Source organism: Vulgatibacter sp., from assembly GCF_041687135.1.
GTDB lineage: Bacteria > Myxococcota > Myxococcia > Myxococcales > Vulgatibacteraceae > JAWLCN01.
In genome coordinates, this window is the sequence record NZ_JAWLCN010000002.1 from 761,909 (window position 1) to 777,969 (window position 16,061).

The following is a 16,061-nucleotide window of genomic DNA, read 5'->3' on the forward strand; positions in this document are numbered from 1 at the left end:
CGGATCCCCCGAAATCCGCTGCGGAACCGGTGGCCGCCCGCGCCCCTTCGTGCACACCATTCCGGATCTGCAGCAGCGAGCCAATGCCGGAGGAGCGGTGAACACGGACGAAGCGAAGGCGCCCACCTGGTGCCGCGAGGCGGATGAGGTCCTCGCCTCCCTGGCGTCGAGCCGCGCGGGCCTCGGCGGCGACGAGGCGGCGTCGCGCCTCGCCAGCCACGGCCCCAATCGCCTCCCCAGGCAGAAGGGCCGCTCGGCCCTCTCCCTGCTCCTCGCCCAATTCAAGAGCCTGCTCGTCCTCATCCTCGTCGGCGCGGCCCTCCTCGCCCTCGCCGTCGGCGACCTCAAGGACGCGATCGTCATCGGCTTCGTGGTGGTCCTCAACACCTCCCTCGGCTTCTTCCAGGAGTACCGCGCCGAGAAGGCGGTGGCGGCGCTGGAGGGGATGCTCGCGCAGCAGGCGCGCGTGCGGCGCGAAGGGCGCGTGGTCGCCCTCGCCGCCGAGCAGGTCGTCCCCGGCGACATCGTCCTCGTCGAGGCGGGCGACAGGCTCCCGGCGGACGGCCGCCTCGTCGAGGTGCAGGGGCTCGAGGTGGACGAATCCGCCCTCACCGGTGAGTCGGTCCCGGTGCCGAAGCAGCGCGATCGGCTGGACGATCCCGAGCTCGGCATCGGCGATCGCTCCAACCTCGGCTGGATGAATACCGTCGCCACCCGCGGCAAGGGCGAGCTCGTGGTCACCGCCACCGGCGCTGCTACCGAAATGGGCCGGATCGCCTCGCTCCTCGAGCGGGCGGAGGAGTCGCCGACGCCGCTGCAGAAGCAGGTCGACATCCTCGGCAAGCGGCTCGCGCTGATCGCCGGCGTGGTGGTGGTGATCATCGCCGTGGCCGAGTGGCTGCGCGGCACGCCGCCGGTGGAGATCCTGATGAGCGCCGTCGCCCTCGCGGTTGCGGCGATCCCCGAGGGCCTCCCTGCGGTGGTGACGGTGACGCTGGCGCTCGGCATGCGGCGGATGGCGCAGCGCCGCGCCATCGTGAAGCGAATGTCGGCGGTGGAGACCCTCGGCTCCACCTCGGACATCTGCACCGACAAGACCGGCACCCTCACGGTGAACCAGATGACCGTGCGCCGGATCTGCAGCGGCGTCGGCCATTGCGACGTCACCGGCGAGGGCTACACCCGCGACGGCGAGATCACCGGCGAGCGCGGGGTGCTCGAGGCGCTCATCCCCGCGGTGGTGCTCTGCAACGACAGCGACGTGCGCGACGGCAAGATCGCCGGCGATCCGATGGAGGCGGCGCTCCTCATCCTCGCCGAGAAGGCCGGGGCCGATCCGCAGCAGCTCCGCAAGGAGAGGCCGCGCGTCGCCGAGATCCCCTTCGACTCGCTCCACAAATTCATGGCGACCTTCCACGAGGAGGAGGGCCGCGTGCGCCTCTTCGTCAAGGGCGCGCCGGACGTGCTCTTCGAGAGATCGGCCCACGCGTGGACCGGCGCCGAGCCGGCGCCGATCGAGCGGGAGTCGTTCACGAGGCAGAACGAGGAGCTCGCCTCGGAAGGCTTGCGGGTGATCGCGGTGGCGACGCGGCTGGTCGAGCGCGAGGCGGTGCAGGCGGGGGACGAAGGTGCGCTCCACGATCTCGTGCAGGACCTCACCTGGCTCGGCCTCGTCGGCCTGGTCGATCCGCCGCGTCCGGAGGCGAAGGAGGCGATCGCGCGCTGCAAGGAGGCCGGCATCCGGGTGCGGATGATCACCGGCGACCACGTCCTCACCGGCAGCGCCATCGCCCGCGAGCTCGGCATCGAGGGCGAGGGCGTGCGCGGAGCCGAGCTCGAGCGGATGGACGACGCCGCGCTGCGGGAGCGCGTCCCGAACGTCGGTGTCTTCGCCCGCGTCTCCCCCGATCACAAGCTGCGGATCGTCCGGGCGCTGCAGGCTCGGGACGGCGTGGTGGCGATGATCGGCGACGGCGTCAACGACGCGCCGGCGCTGCGCACGGCGGACATCGGCGTGGCGATGGGGATCACCGGCACCGACGTCACCCGCGAGGCGGCGCGCATGGTGCTCGCGGACGACAATTTCGCCACCATCGTCGGCGCGGTACGGCAGGGCCGCGCCATCTACGACAACATCGTCAAATTCCTCCGCTTCCAGCTCTCCACCAACATCGGCGCGATCCTCGTCCTCCTCTTCGCACCGATCCTCGGCCTGCCCATCCCCTTCACCCCGGTGCAGATCCTCTGGGTGAACCTGATCATGGACGGCCCGCCGGCGATGGCCCTCGGCGTCGATCCGCCGGCGCCGGGGATCATGCAGGAGAAGCCCCGCTCGCCCACCGCGCGGATCCTCACCCTGGGGCGCTTCGTCCACCTCGCCTTCTTCGGCGCGATCATGGCGACGGGAACGCTCTTTCTCTTCGTGCAGGGCGCCGAGAGCTCGGTCGACCGCGGCCGCACCATGGCCTTCACCACCTTCGTTCTCTTCCAGTTCTTCAACGTCTTCAACGCCAGGGCGCTGCGGCGCACCGCCTTCACCCGGCACGCGCTGCGCAACCGTGCGCTCTGGATCGCGCTCGCCCTCGTGCTCCTGCTCCAGGTGGCGGCGGTGGAGCTGCACTTCCTCAACCGGCTGCTCTCCACGACGCCGCTCACCTCGAGCGAGTGGCTGCGCTGCATCGCGGTGGCGTCGTCGGTGCTGCTGGCGGAGGAGCTGCGCAAGCTGCTCTGGCCGCGGCGCAGGGCAGCGGCCTAACGGCCGCCGCCGGCGCGCAGGGCGGCGGCGATCCTGCCGAGGAGATCGCCGCCCTGCCGCAGGCCGCCGGGGAGCTGCCGCGGCCCCACCGCCACCACGCTCTCCCGGGAGAGGCGCACGAAACGGAAGGTCTCGCCCTCCCGGACGGCGGCGAAGATCCGCTGCAGCTCGGCGGTCGGAAGCTCCGTCTCCACCCCGGCGCTCGGCTCCTGCAGCTGGCGGCGGAGCACCTGCAGCCCTGCCTCCTGCCCATGGCGGCGCAGCGACTGCAGCGCCACCCGCTGGTCCTCCCGCTCGATCGGCCAGACCACCTCGAGGAGCGAAGGCCCGACGAGCGAAACCTCCCAGGGCAGGAGCTGCGTGCGCAGCGTGCGGGCGAGGAGCGCCGCCAGCTTCGCCCCCTCGCCCTCGATCGCCACTACCTCCCGCTTGCGCAGCACCGGCTGCGCCTTGAGCGTGGCGCCGAGGAGATGGCCGCAGGCGCCGCCGCCACCGAGGATCAGGTGCGCCACCGCAGGGCCTGCTGCAGAGCGCGGCGCCGCCCTGGTGGCGAGCGCCGTGCCGTCCGGCAGCGCCGCCTCGATCGCCGCCACGCCGGGCTCGAGCCTGCCGTCCATCGCTCGCCGCCCCGCATACGGCCCCTCGAGCCAATCGGCCACCGTCCCCTCGAAGATCGAAGGCGGCTGGGAGCCCAGGGTGAGGCCCGCCCGCGTGAGCGACCGCTCCACCGCGCGCAGCGGCGCGCCGGCGCCGCAGTGGATCCACATCGCCCGGGGATCGACCAGGCCCACGTGGCAGAGGCCGCTGCGATCGAGCACGAGCCCGCCCTCCTCGAAGCGCAGGCCGCGCTCCGCAGCAGCGGCGATGGCGCGCCGCGCCCCCTCGACGCTGCGCGGGCGCACCCGCACGATCGCCGCGTCGATCTCCACCTCGCCCGCGGCGACGCTGGCCAGGTGCTCGATCGCTTCGCTCTCCGGCAAGGTCGTGGAGCTCGCTCTCATGGCACCAGCTTCCCCGGGTTGAGGATCCCGTCGGGATCGCAGACACGCTTGGTGGCCTGCAGCAGCGCGAGGCCGCCAGCGCCCAGCTCCGCCTCGAGCCACGGCCCCTTGAGCACGCCGACGCCGTGGTGGTGGGTGATGGTGGCGCCCTCCGCCGCCGCCGCGTCGAGGGCCGCGCGCCACGCCGCGTCGTAGGAGCGCAGGCCGCGCTCCACCGACGGCGCCGGCCCGCTGAAGGTGAAGTAGATCGAGCAGCCGTCGGGCCAGGCGTGGCTGAAGTGCGCCATCACGAAGGCGTGGGGCGCTACCGCATGGCGGATCGCGCGGTAGAGCGGCTCGACCCTTCCCCACGAGGTCGCCACCTCGCAGGTGTCGACCCACGTGCCCGCGTCGAACATCTTCGGCAGCTGGTAGGAGACCGCCCACCGTTTGCGCAGCCAGCGCCGCCCGGGCCCCTCGCCGAGATCGGTGCCGCCGTGGCCCGCGCAGATCGCCCGGGTCCGCGCCGCCTCGGCGCGGGTCTCGCCGGCGGGTCCTTCGTGCACCAGCACGAGGAGACAGGAACGGAGCGTCCCGGCGGCGAGGTTCAGCGGCCGGGCGAGGGAGAGGGCACCCTGGAGCGCCTGCTTCTTCGCGCTGCCGGCGAGCGTCGCGCCCTTTCGGCCCAGCGATCCCCGCTCCGGCGAAGTCCGGAGGTCGGCGCGAACCGGCGGCTGCAGCTGCGGCCCTGCGTCGCCGTCTGCGGCTGCGTGGGCGCCGAGGGCGATCCAGGTGTCGAAGGGATCGTAGAGCCGCGCCACGCTGGGGCGCAGCCCCGCATGGAAGATCTCCTCCATCGCCTGCAGCGCCCGGTGGAGCGAGGCGAAGCGGTAACCGCGGGGGAGTTGCACCTCCGGCGCGGGAAAGAGCCGCAGCCGCGCCGCGGTGATCGCGCCGAGGATCCCCTCGCTGCCGAGGAAGAGCTCGAGCAGATCGCTTCCCGCCGCCGGCCGGTCGAGCCGCACCACCTCGCCGGTGCCGAGCACCACCTCGAGGCCGAGGAGCAGGTCTTCGATCTTTCCGTAGCGTGAAGAGGATTGCCCGGCGCCACGGGCGGCGACCCAGCCGCCCACCGTGGAGAGGGCGATCGAGGAGGGGAAGTGGCCGAGGGTGAGGCCCTGCGCCGCGAGGCGCTGCTCCAGCGGCCAGCCCATCGCCCCGGCCTCCACCTCGATCTCCAGTCGCTCGGGGTCGACGGAGCGCACCCGGTCGAGGCCGCGGAGGTCGAGGGCCACGCCGCCGTGGAGGTGGAGCGTGCCGCCGCAGACGCCGCTCCGGGCGCCGTGGGGCACCACCGCCACCCCTCGCTCGCGGGCGAAGCGGATCAGCTCCGCCACCTCCTCCACCGAGCGGGGCCTGCAGATCAGGTCGGGAGGCGGCGGCGTGTCGTCCGCCCGGAGCCAGAGCAGGCTCCTGGGCCAGAGATCGCGGCTCGCCTCGTCGCGAGCTTCCGGCGTGGTGGCGATCCGATCCCTGCCGAGCCGCTCGGCGAGGGCGGCGGCCAACGCAGCGTCGCCCGGCGGCGCTGCCTTCCGGGAAACGAGAGGGACCTCGGGCACGCCGGCCATGTCGCCTCCTCAGCAGCGAAGGGATCGTCTACGCAGGATGGATCGACGCTAAGCCCGACGCGGCCCGGCGCCAACGGCCCATCGGGTTCGGTGGGGCGAGGTGGGTGCCGGATCAACACCCGGTGGAGGGAGGCAGCCGCCTTCCCTCGTCGGCTGCGAACGAGAGCACCCGGGCCAGACGCTCCTGCAGCCAGGCGGCGATGGCCACGAGCGGCACGCGGGTGGGGCAGACCGCCTCCCCGGCGCGGTAGGCCGCCGGATCGATCGCCTCGATCGCCGCCTTCGCCCGGTGGAGCTCCACCGAGGAGCGGGCGTATTGGCGCGGCAGGAGGGAGGCGCCCTGGTACTCGCCCCGGGCCACGGCGCCGAGCTGCCCGTCGAGCTGGTCGCAGAGCCCGCAGGAGATGCAGCGCCCCGCTGCAGCGAGCATCGCCTTGTCCCGGGGCGTGGTGGGCACCAGCCCCTCGGGGCCGTAGTTGGCGAGGAAGCGTTCCTTGCCCTGCGGCTCCTTGTCGAGGAGCCGGCGCAGCGGGTGGACCACCGCGGCGCGCCAGGCGAGATAGAGATCGGCGCCGAGCTTCGAAGAACCCATCAGCCCCCCTCCCCACACGCCGCTTCACCTGCGAGCCAGCCGGTGCACCAGGAGAGGCCGAGGCCGGCGCCGTCCCGCGCCGGGTCGTTGCCGGCGAGGACCGAGCCGCACGCGAAGAGCCTCGTGTCCCGCGGCGTCCCGTCGCGGTCGAGGGGACGCAGCTGGCGGTCCACGGCGACGCCTGCACGGAACGCAGGCTGCTCGCCGCCCTTCTCCACGCTGGTGAGGGAGCCGGGCCAGCTGCCCGGATCGATCCCGCCGTCGATCGCCACCGGCAGATCGAAGACGCTCTCGCGGAGCCTGCCGTTGCGGCGGATCCCGCCGCCGACGTAGCGGCCGGTGGCGAGGACGACGGCGACGGCTTCCACCCGATGCGACGGCGGCGGCGGCGGCTCCGCCGTGGCCCGGCCCTCGTCGAAATGGCTGGGATCGAGGATCGGCGCGAGGGGCGCGGTGACGCGCAGACCGGCGACGTCGCCGTCCGAAGTGGCCTCGCCGTGGAGGAGCTGCACCCCTGCCGCCTCGAGGCGTGCTTCGAGGAGGCGCTGCAGCCGCAGGCCCGGGAGCGGCGCGGTGCTCGCCGCAGGCAGCTCGGCGCAGGGCAGGCCGAGCGCCGCTTCGAGGTGGGCGAGCACCGGCGCCGGATCGTCGGTGCCGAGCAGCGGCGGCAGCAGCAATCGGTCGACGCCGGGCGGCAACGCGCGGCGGATCGATTGCACCAGGCGGTCGGGATCCTTTTCGATGCGCGCGGCGAGCTGCAGCGGGCGCAGGGCGTAGTCGTCGATCCGGTCGAGGTAATCGGTGGGCACCGCGGCGGCGCCGCAGCGCAGGCCCGCCACCGTAGCGAGTTCGGCGAGCGACGCTGCGAGGAGCTCGGCGTCCCAGGCGGGATGGCGAGCGAAGCCGACCACGCCGATGCGGCCGCCGTGGTGCAGATCGCCCCGCAGCACCGCGTCCTGCCCGCCGGCACTGGTCTTGAGTGTGCCGAGGGGCGTGAGCACGCAGCGATTCTCCGCTTCGAGCGGCGTGAAGCGCAGCCTGCCGCCGCTCTCCTCCGCCGCGCGTCCGAGCAGCGCCGGCAGCCGCTCGAGCCGCTCCGCGAGGAGCGACCAGGGATGCCGCGGGCTGCGCAGCGCCAGCGCCCGGATGCAGCCGCGCACGTCGCGGCGTTCGCCGAGTGGCTGCGCCGGCGACGCGAAGGGATCGGGGGCGAGGTCGAGCAATCCCGCGGAGAGGGCGGTGGCGCCCCAGGCGCGGCGCACGAGCGCCACCTGCCGGCCCTTCCGTCGCGCGGCCAGCGCCGCAGCGGCGCCGGCGATGCCGCCGCCGATCACCACCACGTCGGCGCGAATGCTTCCCTCCACGGCCCTGCCCCGCAGCCCCACGCTCATGCTGCATCCTCGTCGGCCTTGGTGGGCTGCCCCGTGGCACCTGCCTTCGGCGCCCGCTCCGCCAGCGGCGCTTCGCCGAGCGCACCGGCGCCGAGGTGGATCGAGCGGGAGAGCTCCTCCTGCGCCAGCCCCTCGCCGTCGAGCACGGCGCGCTTTCCCTTCCAGCGCATCTGGAGCAGGTCGGCGAGCTCCCGCCGCTGCTGCGCCGGAGCGAGCTCCGCTTCGCGGGCAAGGACCGCAGCTGCTGCGGCGGCGCAATCCGTTCCCTGGCAGGGCCCCATGGCGAGGCGGTTGCGCCGGCGCAGATCGAGGAGCCTTCGTCCCTCCTCGTGGCGGATCGACCAGGCGAGCTCCGCCGCGATCACCTGCTCGCAGCGGCAGATCGGCGTGCGCAGGTGCGGCTCACGATCCGCCAGCTCGCAGATCGAGGCGGCGAGGGCGCCGTGGCGGTAGGCGATCCGCTCCACCGTGACCTGCGGCAGCCGGTAGCGCCCGGCGAGCTCCGGCACGTCGGGGAAGGCGTCGCCGCCGGGCAGCGGCTCGAGGTGCGTCCTGCAGGGCCGGTGCTGCTCGCCGAGCACGCGCTCCACCGCGTCCACCACCTCCTCGCTCATGATCCGGTAGGAGGCGAGCTTGCCGCCGACGAGGCTGATCAGACCGCTTGCGCCGTCGGCGTCGTGGTGGGCGATGGCGTGCTCGCGGGAGAGGGCGTCCTCGAGCTTGCCGTATTCGTACATCGTCGGCCGCACGCCGGCCCAGGCCCGGAGGATCCGCGCGTGCCGCACCGAGGGCACGCTCCTGGTCGCCGCCTCCCAGAGGTAGGCGACCTCGTCTTCGGTGACCTGGAGGTGATCCGGATCGCCGTAGAAATCGTCGTCGGTGGTGCCGACGATCGAGGTCTGCTCATGCGGCATCACGAAGATGTCGCGGCCGTCGACGGTCTTGCAGATCACGCCATAGTTGGAGACGCGGCGATCGAGGGTGAGGTGCACGCCCTTGCCCGGTCGGATCTTCACCTCGACCCCTGCGAGCTTCGCCACCTTCGGCGACCACGGCCCGCAGGCGAGGACCACCGCCCGGGCGCGGTGCGCCTCCTCGGCGCCGGTGGCCTCGTCGCGGAGCGTCACCCCCTCGACCCTGCCCGCTTCACCGCGGAGGAAGCCGGTCACCTGCGCGTAGGTCCGTAAGGTCGCCCCGTGCGCCTTCGCCGAGACGGCGTTCGCCGCACAGAGGCGGAAGGGATCGATCCCCCACTCGTCGAAGGAGATGGCGCCGATCAGATCCCGCGCGAGGGCGGGCTCGAGGTCGTAGGCCTCCTCGGCGGACAGCACCGCGCTCTGCTTGCCCCGCTTGTGCGGCTGGTAGACGTCGTAGAGCCCGAGGTAGACCTCGACGCCGTAGCGGAGGAAGCGCTCCTGCAGCGAGGGATCGGCGGGGTCCTCCGCCCGGAGCGGAAAGAGGAAGGGGATCCGGAAGAGCAGGTGCGGGGCGATCCGCTGGATGTAGCCCGAGTCGATGCAGGCCATCTCGGTGACGCTGCGGTCGTAGCGGAGGTAGCGCACGCCGCCGTGGATCATCCCGGAGTTGGCGCCGGAGGAGCCGGCGGCGAAGTCGCGCTTCTCCACGAGGAGGGTGCGGTAGCCGCGCATCGCCGCGTCCCGGGCGATGCCGGTGCCGTTCACGCCGCCGCCGATGACGATGAGGTCGTACACGAAGGCTCCTCCGCAGGCCGGAGAAAGCCCTACCCTGCTCACCCCCCGGAGGCGCCGCAATGCCGCGGCGCAGCAAGCCCGCCCCGGAGAGGGCGAAATCGGCCACCTGGCCGATGGCGCCGATGGCGCGGCTGGCGGTGGTGCAATTTCCCGCGCTCCCGCGCGTCAGCGACAAGCGCGACACTGCCCGCCCATCGCCAGGAGGTCCCCATGCAGCTCCACTACCACCCGGTTTCCCCCTACTCCCAGAAGACGCTCCTCGCCTTCCACGAGAAGGGCGTCTCCTTCACCCCCAGGCTGGTCGACGTGACCAGCCCGGAGGCGAAGGCTGCCTACCAGCGCGAGGTCTACGGGCTCGGCAAGATTCCGCTCCTCGTCGTGCCCGAGGAGAGCCTCCGCCTCCCCGAGTCGAGCCTCATCGCCGAGTGGCTCGACGAGCGCTTCCCGGAGCGCGGCCCCAGGCTCATCCCCGCGGACCGGACGAAGTCCCGCGAGGTGCGGATGCTCGACCGGCTTGCCGACGGCTGCCTCAGCGAGCCGATGGCGAAGGTGGTCTTCGACGGGATGCGGGCCCCAGAAGACCGCGATCCCCGCGGCACCCGCGTCGCCCGCTCTCTCCTCGACCGCGCCTACGGCGTCCTCGAGGAGCGCCTCGCCGAGCAGGGCTCCACGTGGCTCGCCGGCGCGGATTACAGCCTCGCCGACTGCGCCGCCACCCCGCCGCTCTTCTTCCTGCAGCGGATCCACCCCTACACCGATCACCGGCACCTGACCGCCTATGCGGCGCGCCTGTCCGAGCGGCCGTCCTGGCAGAAGGTCCTGGCCGAGGCAGCCCCCTGGCTCGAAGCCTTCAGCAAGAGCTGAAACGAGCCTGTTAGAATGGCCCGGTGACCCCACGCGAACGTCTCCGCCGCACCATCTTCGAAGCCGACACCCCCGCCGGCAGGGCGTTCGACGTGGCGCTGATCGTGGCGATCCTCGCCAGCGTCACCGCGGCGATCCTGGAGAGCGTCTCGTCGATCCGTGCGGCGTACGGCGAGACGCTCTATGCGATCGAGTGGTTCTTCACCGTGCTCTTCACGGTGGAGTACGCGCTCCGGCTCTGGGCGGTGCAGCGGCCGCTGCACTACGCCCGCAGCTTCTTCGGGATCATCGACCTGCTGGCGATCCTGCCGACCTACGTCAGCGTACTCATCCCCGGCGCGCAGCAGCTCCTCACCATCCGCGTGCTGCGCCTGCTGCGGATCTTCCGCGTCTTCAAGCTCGCCAACTACCTGAGCGAAGCGCGGATCATCCTCACCGCGCTCCAGGCGAGCGTGCGGAAGATCTCCGTCTTCATCCTCGCCGTGATCACCCTGGTCACCTTCTTCGGCTCGGTGATGTACGTGGTCGAGGGGCCCGAGCACGGCTACACCAGCGTGCCCACCGGCGTCTACTGGGCGGTCGTCACCCTCACCACCGTGGGCTACGGCGACATCTCGCCGCAGACGCCCCTCGGCCAGGGGCTCTCGGTGATCGTGATGCTGATGGGCTACGCGATCATCGCCGTGCCCACCGGCATCGTCACCGTCGAGCTCTCCCGCGCCGGCCGCCCCACCACCGACATCGCCTGCCCCGGCTGCGGCCGCCAGGGCCACGACCCCGACGCGGAGTTCTGCAAGTACTGCGCGACGGAGCTGTGAGCCCTGCAGCTCGCCACCGACGAGCCGCCCGCCCCCGCGCGAGAAGCCAAAACGCCCGCCACGGCACACGGCCGGGCGGGCGTTCTCGATCAGCAGGCGCCGACGATTACTCCGGCTGCACCGTCGCCTTCACGTGCAACTCGCGCAGCTGCTTGTCGCTCACGTCGCCGGGCGCGCCCGTCATCAGATCCGTCCCCATCTTCGTCTTCGGGAAGGGGATCACGTCGCGGATCGACTCTTTGCCGGTGAGCAGCATGATCAGCCGGTCCATGCCCACCGCGAGGCCGCCGTGCGGCGGGGCGCCGTAGGCGAGCGCGTCGAGGAGGAAGCCGAATTTGTTCCGGCGCTCCTCCGGGCTGATCCCCAGCGCCTCGAAGACCTTCGCCTGCGTCTCCGAGTCGTGGATGCGGATCGAGCCGCCGCCCACCTCGTTGCCGTCGAGGACGAGGTCGTAGGCCCGGGCCTTCACCCGGCCCGGATCGCTGGTCATGTGCTCCACGTGCTCCGGCAGCGGCGCGGTGAAGGGGTGGTGCGAGGCGACCCAGGTGTTCTGCTCGTCGGAGAACTCGAAGAGCGGGAAGTCGACCACCCAGAGCAGATCGTGGCGCCCCTCGGGGATGAGGCCGAGCTTCTTGCCGAGCTGTACGCGCATCTGCCCGAGCACGCCGTTGACCTGCTTCGGCTTGCCGAACTGGAAGAGGAGGACGTCGCCCTCCTTCGCCCCGGCGGCCTCGTTGATCTTCGCCCGCAGCCCCGCGTCGATGGTCTTGGTGAGCGGCGACTGGGTCCACTCGCCACCGGCGGCGACCTTGGCGCGGGCGAGGCCCTTCGCGCCGAAGCTCTTCGCCACGTCCTCGAGCTTGTCGATCTCGGCGCGGCTCATCCCGCCGCCGCCGGGGATCGAGAGCAGCTTGACGATCCCGCCCTCGCCCACCGCCTGGGCGAAGAAGGGCACGCCGCCGCCGTTCGCCCCGCGCACGATCTCGGTCACGTCGACCAGCTCGAGGCCGAAGCGGGTGTCGGGCTTGTCCACGCCGTAGCGGGACATCGCCTCGTCGTAGCTCATCCGCGGGATCGGCAGCTTGAGCTCCTGCCCCAGCGCCTCGCGCCAGATCGACGCGAAGAGCCCCTCGACCACCTCCTGCACGTCCTTCTCCTGGGCGAAGGACATCTCGAGATCGATCTGGGTGAATTCCGGCTGCCGATCGCCGCGCAGATCCTCGTCGCGGAAGCACTTCACGATCTGGAAGTACCGATCGAAGCCCGCGACCATGTAGAGCTGCTTGAAGATCTGCGGGCTCTCGGCGAGGCCGTAGAAGCGCCCCGGGTTGAGGCGCGAGGGCACGAGGAAGTTGCGGGCGCCGCCCGGCGTGAAGCGCACCATGAACGGCGTCTCGATCTCGAGGAAGCCCCGGCTCGAGAGGAAGTTGCGCACCGCCTGGTTGACCTTGTGGCGGAAGATGAAGGTCTCCTGCATCTCCGGCCGGCGCAGATCGAGGAAGCGGTACTTGAGCCGCAGCTCCTCGTTGGTGTCGATGCCGTCTTCGATGAGGAAGGGCGGCGGCGTCGCCGGATTGAAGATCTGCAGCCGCGACGCCTTCACCTCGATGGCGCCGGTCTTCATCTTCGGGTTCACGTTGCTGCCGCGGGAGACGACCTTGCCGACCACACCCAGCACGTACTCGAGGCGGAGCTGGTGGGCGAGCTGGTGGGCCTCGCCGGCATCCGGCTCGAAGACCACCTGGGTGATGCCGTCCCGGTCGCGCAGATCGATGAAGACCGCGCCGCCGTGGTCGCGGCGGTTGTGGACCCAGCCGTAGAGCACGACTTCGTTGCCGACGTCGGAATCGCGGAGCTGGCCGCAGAGGTGGGTGCGCTGGTGCTGGGACAGGAACGCGGAGGTCGACACGAAGTCCCCCGAAAGGAAGAGAGTTGCCTGAGAGTGAAACCGGCCGCAGGGCAGCCGGTCCCGACACGAAAGGCACCGCCCGGTCGTTTTGCAGGGGTCGGGAGGCTGCCGAAGTGCCGACCGACCGTGCTACGGTGCTTTTCCGTGCGACGCAAGGCCTTAGCACTTCTTCCGTTGGCTCTCGCCACCTGCGCCCCCGAGGCGGGGGTGATCGACATGGCCGTGCTGCAGTGGAACCCCGACAGCGGGGTCTACGAGCTGCGCGAGGCCACGATCACCACCCTCACCGACGTGGAGGCGATGCGGGGTGAGGCCGCCACGCCCATCGGCAACGCCGAGATCATCGTCGACGGCGGAAGGCTCGCCCACGTCGAGACCGAGAAGCAGTTCCGGGACGCGGTCCTCGAGGACGCCGGCAGCCCGGTCGAGGTCCAATTCCTGGAGCAGGACGGCGTCCTCTACCCGGCGGACTTCCACTCGCTCAACCTCGCCACCGCCTACTACAACTTCGAGCAGGCGCGGCTCTACGCGCTGGCCCGCGGCCTCGCGCCCGAGAAGCTCCGGGGCGCGCCCTTCTACTACTTCCCCGACGTGCACCTGCAGGGCGCCGATCCGGGCCGCCAGGTGGACAACGCCGGCTGGTTCCCGCTGCTGCGCTCCTTCCTCCTCTACCCCTTCGACCGGCTCCAGGAAGTTCCGCTGGCGATGAACCAGGGGGTGGTGGCCCACGAATACGGCCACGGGATCTTCCACGCCGAGGTCTTCGACGGCAGCTGGTTCCCCGCCTACAGCGTGGATTGGTGCCCGACCGGCCGGTGCGCCCAGCAGGCCGGCTACCGGATGGTGGGGATCATCGAGGAGGGCTTCGCCGACGCCTGGGCGGTGGGCGTCACCGGCGATCCGCGCTTCACCCACCACTCGCTCTCGATGCTGGGCGACTCCCGCGATCCCGACCGCTTCGTGCGCAAGCGCCACTGCTACTCGCAGTCGGCCTACGAGACGGAGCTCGCCCGCACCGCTCCCCTCTCCGAAGCCGACCAGGACAGATACTGGAGCAGGCGGCAGTACGAGGTGGGCACGGTGCTCGCCGGCGCCCTCTACCGGGCCGCACGGGACGAGGGGACGAGCTACGACCAGGTGATGGACACGCTCCTCCGCTCCTACCGGGCCAGCGGATCGAGGAGCCTCGGCGCCGTGCTCGAGAGCGACCGGGACGGCAGCATCTTCGGCAGCTTCCGGATCGTCGCCCGGGCCGTCATCGACGCGGCAGGCGACGAGCCCACCCGCCGCGCCCTCTGCGCCGCGTGGATGGACCGCCTCGCCCTCACGGCCGCGGAGCTCGAGGGGCTGTGCGACGACGTCGCCGCCAACGGGGAGTGCGGATGATCGTCCGGCTTCTCCTCCTCGCCGCGCTCCTCCTGCCTGCTGCCGCCGGCGCCCAGCGCCTCTGGTCGATCGAAGGCGCCGGCGCCGTCGTCCTCCGCGACGACCCGCAGGGCAGCCTCTTCGACGAGGAGCTCGCCTGGGGCGCCAGGGCGGGCCTCGCGCTCCATCCCCTCCTGGGCCTGCCGGAAGGGCTGCAGCTGGGCATCGGGCTGCTCTGGTACGGCGGCGGCCACACCGCCGGGACGTCGGCGGTGCAGGTGCAGCGCTCGCTCCACAGCTTCGCCCTCCCGGTCCAGCTCGGCTGGGAGCTGGGGTGGCGCCCCTTCGAGGTGATGCGCCTCGCCCCCTACCTCACCGGCGGTCCCGCGGCGACGCTGGCGGGGACGAGCTACCTGGTGGCGGATCCGGTGGCGCTGGAGCAGGGGATCCCCCCGCAGGAGAAGGGCGTCTCCGGCCTCCAGGCCGGCGGCGTCTACGGCCTCGGCCTCGCCATCGGCCACGGCGACACGGGGCTCGGCTTCACCGCCCGCCTCGAGGCGCTGCGCCTCCACCGCGGCCCGAACGCGGACCTCGCCCTGGGCCTCGGACTCGGGGCGGCCTTCTGACGGGCAGCGTGCTTAGGTTGCCCGCGTGGCACCGCCGCTCTCCCCACAGACAGGCCGACCAGCAAGGGCGCCCGACCGGAGCGCCCTCGCCTATTGCCCGCCCGTCAACACCCCCGCCCACGGCAACGCGGTGGAGGTGCTGCGCGACGGGCGCGAGGCCTTTCCCGCCATGCTCGAGGCGATCGCCGCAGCGCGGCGCTCGGTCCACCTCGAGATGTACATCTTCAACGACGACGGGACCGGCCGGCAGTTCGCCGAGGCCCTCGCCGGGGCTGCGGCCCGGGGCGTCGAGGTCGCGCTCCTCTACGACAGCCTCGGCTCCTGGCGGACCCACCCCTGGATCTTCGACTGGATGGCTGCCAACGGCGTCCGGGTCATCGGGTACCGGCCGCTCTTTCCCTGGCGCCAGGGCTGGGGCTGGCCGCGGCGCGATCACCGCAAGCTGCTGGTGATCGACGAGGCGGTGGGCTTCACCGGCGGCATCAACATCGGCGACGACTGGGCGGAGGTGGACCGGGGCGGCCGCGGCTGGCGCGACACCATGGTCCGGATCGGCGGTCCCGCCGCCCGCGCCCTCGACCTGCTCTTCCGGGAGGTCTGGGACCGAGAGGTACGACGGCAGCGCAGCGACCTCGCCCTGGCGCCGATGGGCGGGCCCCTGCCCCCTACAGGGGCGGCGAGCCTTTCCGCGGAAACGGCCTTTGCCCCAACCGGGGCGGCGAGCCTTTCCGCGGAAACGGAATTCGGCACGGAGGCGGACGGCGACGGCGTGCCGGTGGCCATCGTCGGCAACCGCGAGTTCGGCAGGCGCCGGGCGATCCGCAAGACCTACCGCTACGCCATCGACAAGGCGCGCCGCTACATCTTCATCGCCAACCCCTACTTCGTCCCCGACCACGCGATCCTGCGCAGCCTCAAATGGGCGCGGCGCCGGGGCGTGCGGGTGGCGCTGCTCCTGCCCGGCCAGTCGGACATCGCCTCGGTGCAGTGGGCCTCCCGCGCCACCTACGAGAAGCTCCTCACCTGGGGGGTCGAGATCCACCACTGGTGCCAGCCGATGTTCCACGCCAAGACCGCGGTGATCGACGGCAATTGGTGCACGGTGGGAACGTACAACCTCGATACCCAATCGCTCCGCTACAACCTCGAGGTCACCGCGGTGATCCCCGATCGCCGGGTGGCCGGTGAGATCGAGCGCATGTTCCTCGAGGACCTCGGCCGCTGCGACCGGATCGATCTCGAGAGCTGGCGCCGCCGCCCGCGCTGGTGGCGGCTGCCGGAGCGCTTCTTCTACTTCTTCCGCGCGTGGCTATAGCTCCGAACAGGTAGCCCGAGCGGGTGGGAGGCCGGTAGGCGAGCGTGGTGCGCTTGCCTACCTTCTGCACATGACATGGGCCCCGTGTGCTTGGGCCGTGGCCGGG

The 16,061-nt window shown here is 72.0% G+C and carries 12 protein-coding genes; 6 read left to right on the plus strand and 6 right to left on the minus strand.

Annotated elements, in window-relative coordinates; all coding sequences use genetic code 11:
* The first annotated feature begins 97 nt into the window (after positions 1–97).
* A complete protein-coding gene (locus ACESMR_RS07155) occupies positions 98–2,755 on the plus strand; it encodes a calcium-translocating P-type ATPase, PMCA-type (RefSeq protein ID WP_373046312.1) in 2,658 nt (885 codons plus the stop codon).
* On the opposite strand, the gene ACESMR_RS07160 is transcribed toward ACESMR_RS07155, so the two are convergent.
* The 5 genes from ACESMR_RS07160 to ACESMR_RS07180 form a co-directional block, all read right to left on the minus strand.
* Entirely contained in the window at positions 2,752–3,756 is a 1,005-nt protein-coding gene (locus ACESMR_RS07160; RefSeq protein ID WP_373046314.1) for an FAD-binding oxidoreductase, read from the minus strand. The two genes, ACESMR_RS07155 and ACESMR_RS07160, sit on opposite strands and share 4 nt — an antisense overlap.
* Positions 3,753–5,363, minus strand: coding sequence for an FAD-binding oxidoreductase (locus tag ACESMR_RS07165; protein ID WP_373046316.1), 1,611 nt, complete (start codon positions 5,361–5,363; stop codon positions 3,753–3,755). The genes ACESMR_RS07160 and ACESMR_RS07165 overlap by 4 nt, the downstream gene beginning before the upstream one ends.
* A 112-nt stretch (positions 5,364–5,475) precedes the next feature.
* Positions 5,476–5,955: a (Fe-S)-binding protein gene (locus ACESMR_RS07170; protein WP_373046318.1), complete on the minus strand. Its 480-nt coding sequence runs from the start codon at positions 5,953–5,955 to the stop codon at positions 5,476–5,478.
* Complete coding sequence (locus tag ACESMR_RS07175) at positions 5,955–7,346, minus strand: FAD-dependent oxidoreductase (protein ID WP_373046320.1); 1,392 nt, start codon at positions 7,344–7,346, stop codon at positions 5,955–5,957. The genes ACESMR_RS07170 and ACESMR_RS07175 overlap by 1 nt, the downstream gene beginning before the upstream one ends.
* Positions 7,343–9,058: an FAD-dependent oxidoreductase gene (locus ACESMR_RS07180; protein WP_373046322.1), complete on the minus strand. Its 1,716-nt coding sequence runs from the start codon at positions 9,056–9,058 to the stop codon at positions 7,343–7,345. Before ACESMR_RS07180 ends, ACESMR_RS07175 begins: the two co-directional genes overlap by 4 nt.
* A gap of 210 nt (positions 9,059–9,268) precedes the next feature.
* Between ACESMR_RS07180 and ACESMR_RS07185 the strand changes: the two genes are divergently transcribed.
* Complete coding sequence (locus ACESMR_RS07185; RefSeq protein ID WP_373046324.1) at positions 9,269–9,922, plus strand: glutathione S-transferase family protein; 654 nt, start codon at positions 9,269–9,271, stop codon at positions 9,920–9,922.
* 23 nt (positions 9,923–9,945) lie between these two features.
* The gene (locus ACESMR_RS07190) at positions 9,946–10,740 is read left to right on the plus strand and encodes an ion transporter (protein ID WP_373046326.1); all 795 of its coding nucleotides are present in this window, start codon (positions 9,946–9,948) and stop codon (positions 10,738–10,740) included.
* A gap of 106 nt (positions 10,741–10,846) precedes the next feature.
* Here ACESMR_RS07190 and aspS read toward each other — a convergent pair whose 3' ends face one another.
* The gene (gene aspS, locus ACESMR_RS07195; RefSeq protein WP_373046329.1) at positions 10,847–12,649 is read right to left on the minus strand and encodes an aspartate--tRNA ligase; all 1,803 of its coding nucleotides are present in this window, start codon (positions 12,647–12,649) and stop codon (positions 10,847–10,849) included.
* A gap of 207 nt (positions 12,650–12,856) precedes the next feature.
* Here aspS and ACESMR_RS07200 point away from each other — a divergent pair, with 207 nt between their 5' ends.
* Genes ACESMR_RS07200 through ACESMR_RS07210 form a run of 3 tightly spaced genes read left to right on the plus strand, consistent with a single transcriptional unit; the run spans position 12,857 to position 15,955 of the window.
* Positions 12,857–14,035 carry a hypothetical protein gene (locus ACESMR_RS07200; RefSeq protein WP_373046331.1) on the plus strand — a complete coding sequence of 393 codons (1,179 nt, stop codon included), beginning with the start codon at positions 12,857–12,859 and terminating at the stop codon, positions 14,033–14,035.
* Complete coding sequence (locus ACESMR_RS07205; protein WP_373046334.1) at positions 14,032–14,640, plus strand: hypothetical protein; 609 nt, start codon at positions 14,032–14,034, stop codon at positions 14,638–14,640. The genes ACESMR_RS07200 and ACESMR_RS07205 overlap by 4 nt, the downstream gene beginning before the upstream one ends.
* Before the next feature lie 25 nt (positions 14,641–14,665).
* The gene (locus ACESMR_RS07210) at positions 14,666–15,955 is read left to right on the plus strand and encodes a phospholipase D-like domain-containing protein (RefSeq protein ID WP_373046336.1); all 1,290 of its coding nucleotides are present in this window, start codon (positions 14,666–14,668) and stop codon (positions 15,953–15,955) included.
* Positions 15,956–16,061 lie beyond the last annotated feature (106 nt).

Excerpts from the sequence above, each read along its gene's own strand:
- ACESMR_RS07160 (WP_373046314.1), bottom strand. The coding sequence starts at position 3,756 with ATGAGAGCGAGCTCCACGACCTTGCCGGAGAGCGAAGCGATCGAGCAC.
- ACESMR_RS07165 (WP_373046316.1), bottom strand. The coding sequence starts at position 5,363 with ATGGCCGGCGTGCCCGAGGTCCCTCTCGTTTCCCGGAAGGCAGCGCCG.
- ACESMR_RS07170 (WP_373046318.1), bottom strand. The coding sequence starts at position 5,955 with ATGGGTTCTTCGAAGCTCGGCGCCGATCTCTATCTCGCCTGGCGCGCC.
- ACESMR_RS07175 (WP_373046320.1), bottom strand. The coding sequence starts at position 7,346 with ATGAGCGTGGGGCTGCGGGGCAGGGCCGTGGAGGGAAGCATTCGCGCC.
- ACESMR_RS07185 (WP_373046324.1), top strand. The coding sequence starts at position 9,269 with ATGCAGCTCCACTACCACCCGGTTTCCCCCTACTCCCAGAAGACGCTC.
- ACESMR_RS07205 (WP_373046334.1), top strand. The coding sequence starts at position 14,032 with ATGATCGTCCGGCTTCTCCTCCTCGCCGCGCTCCTCCTGCCTGCTGCC.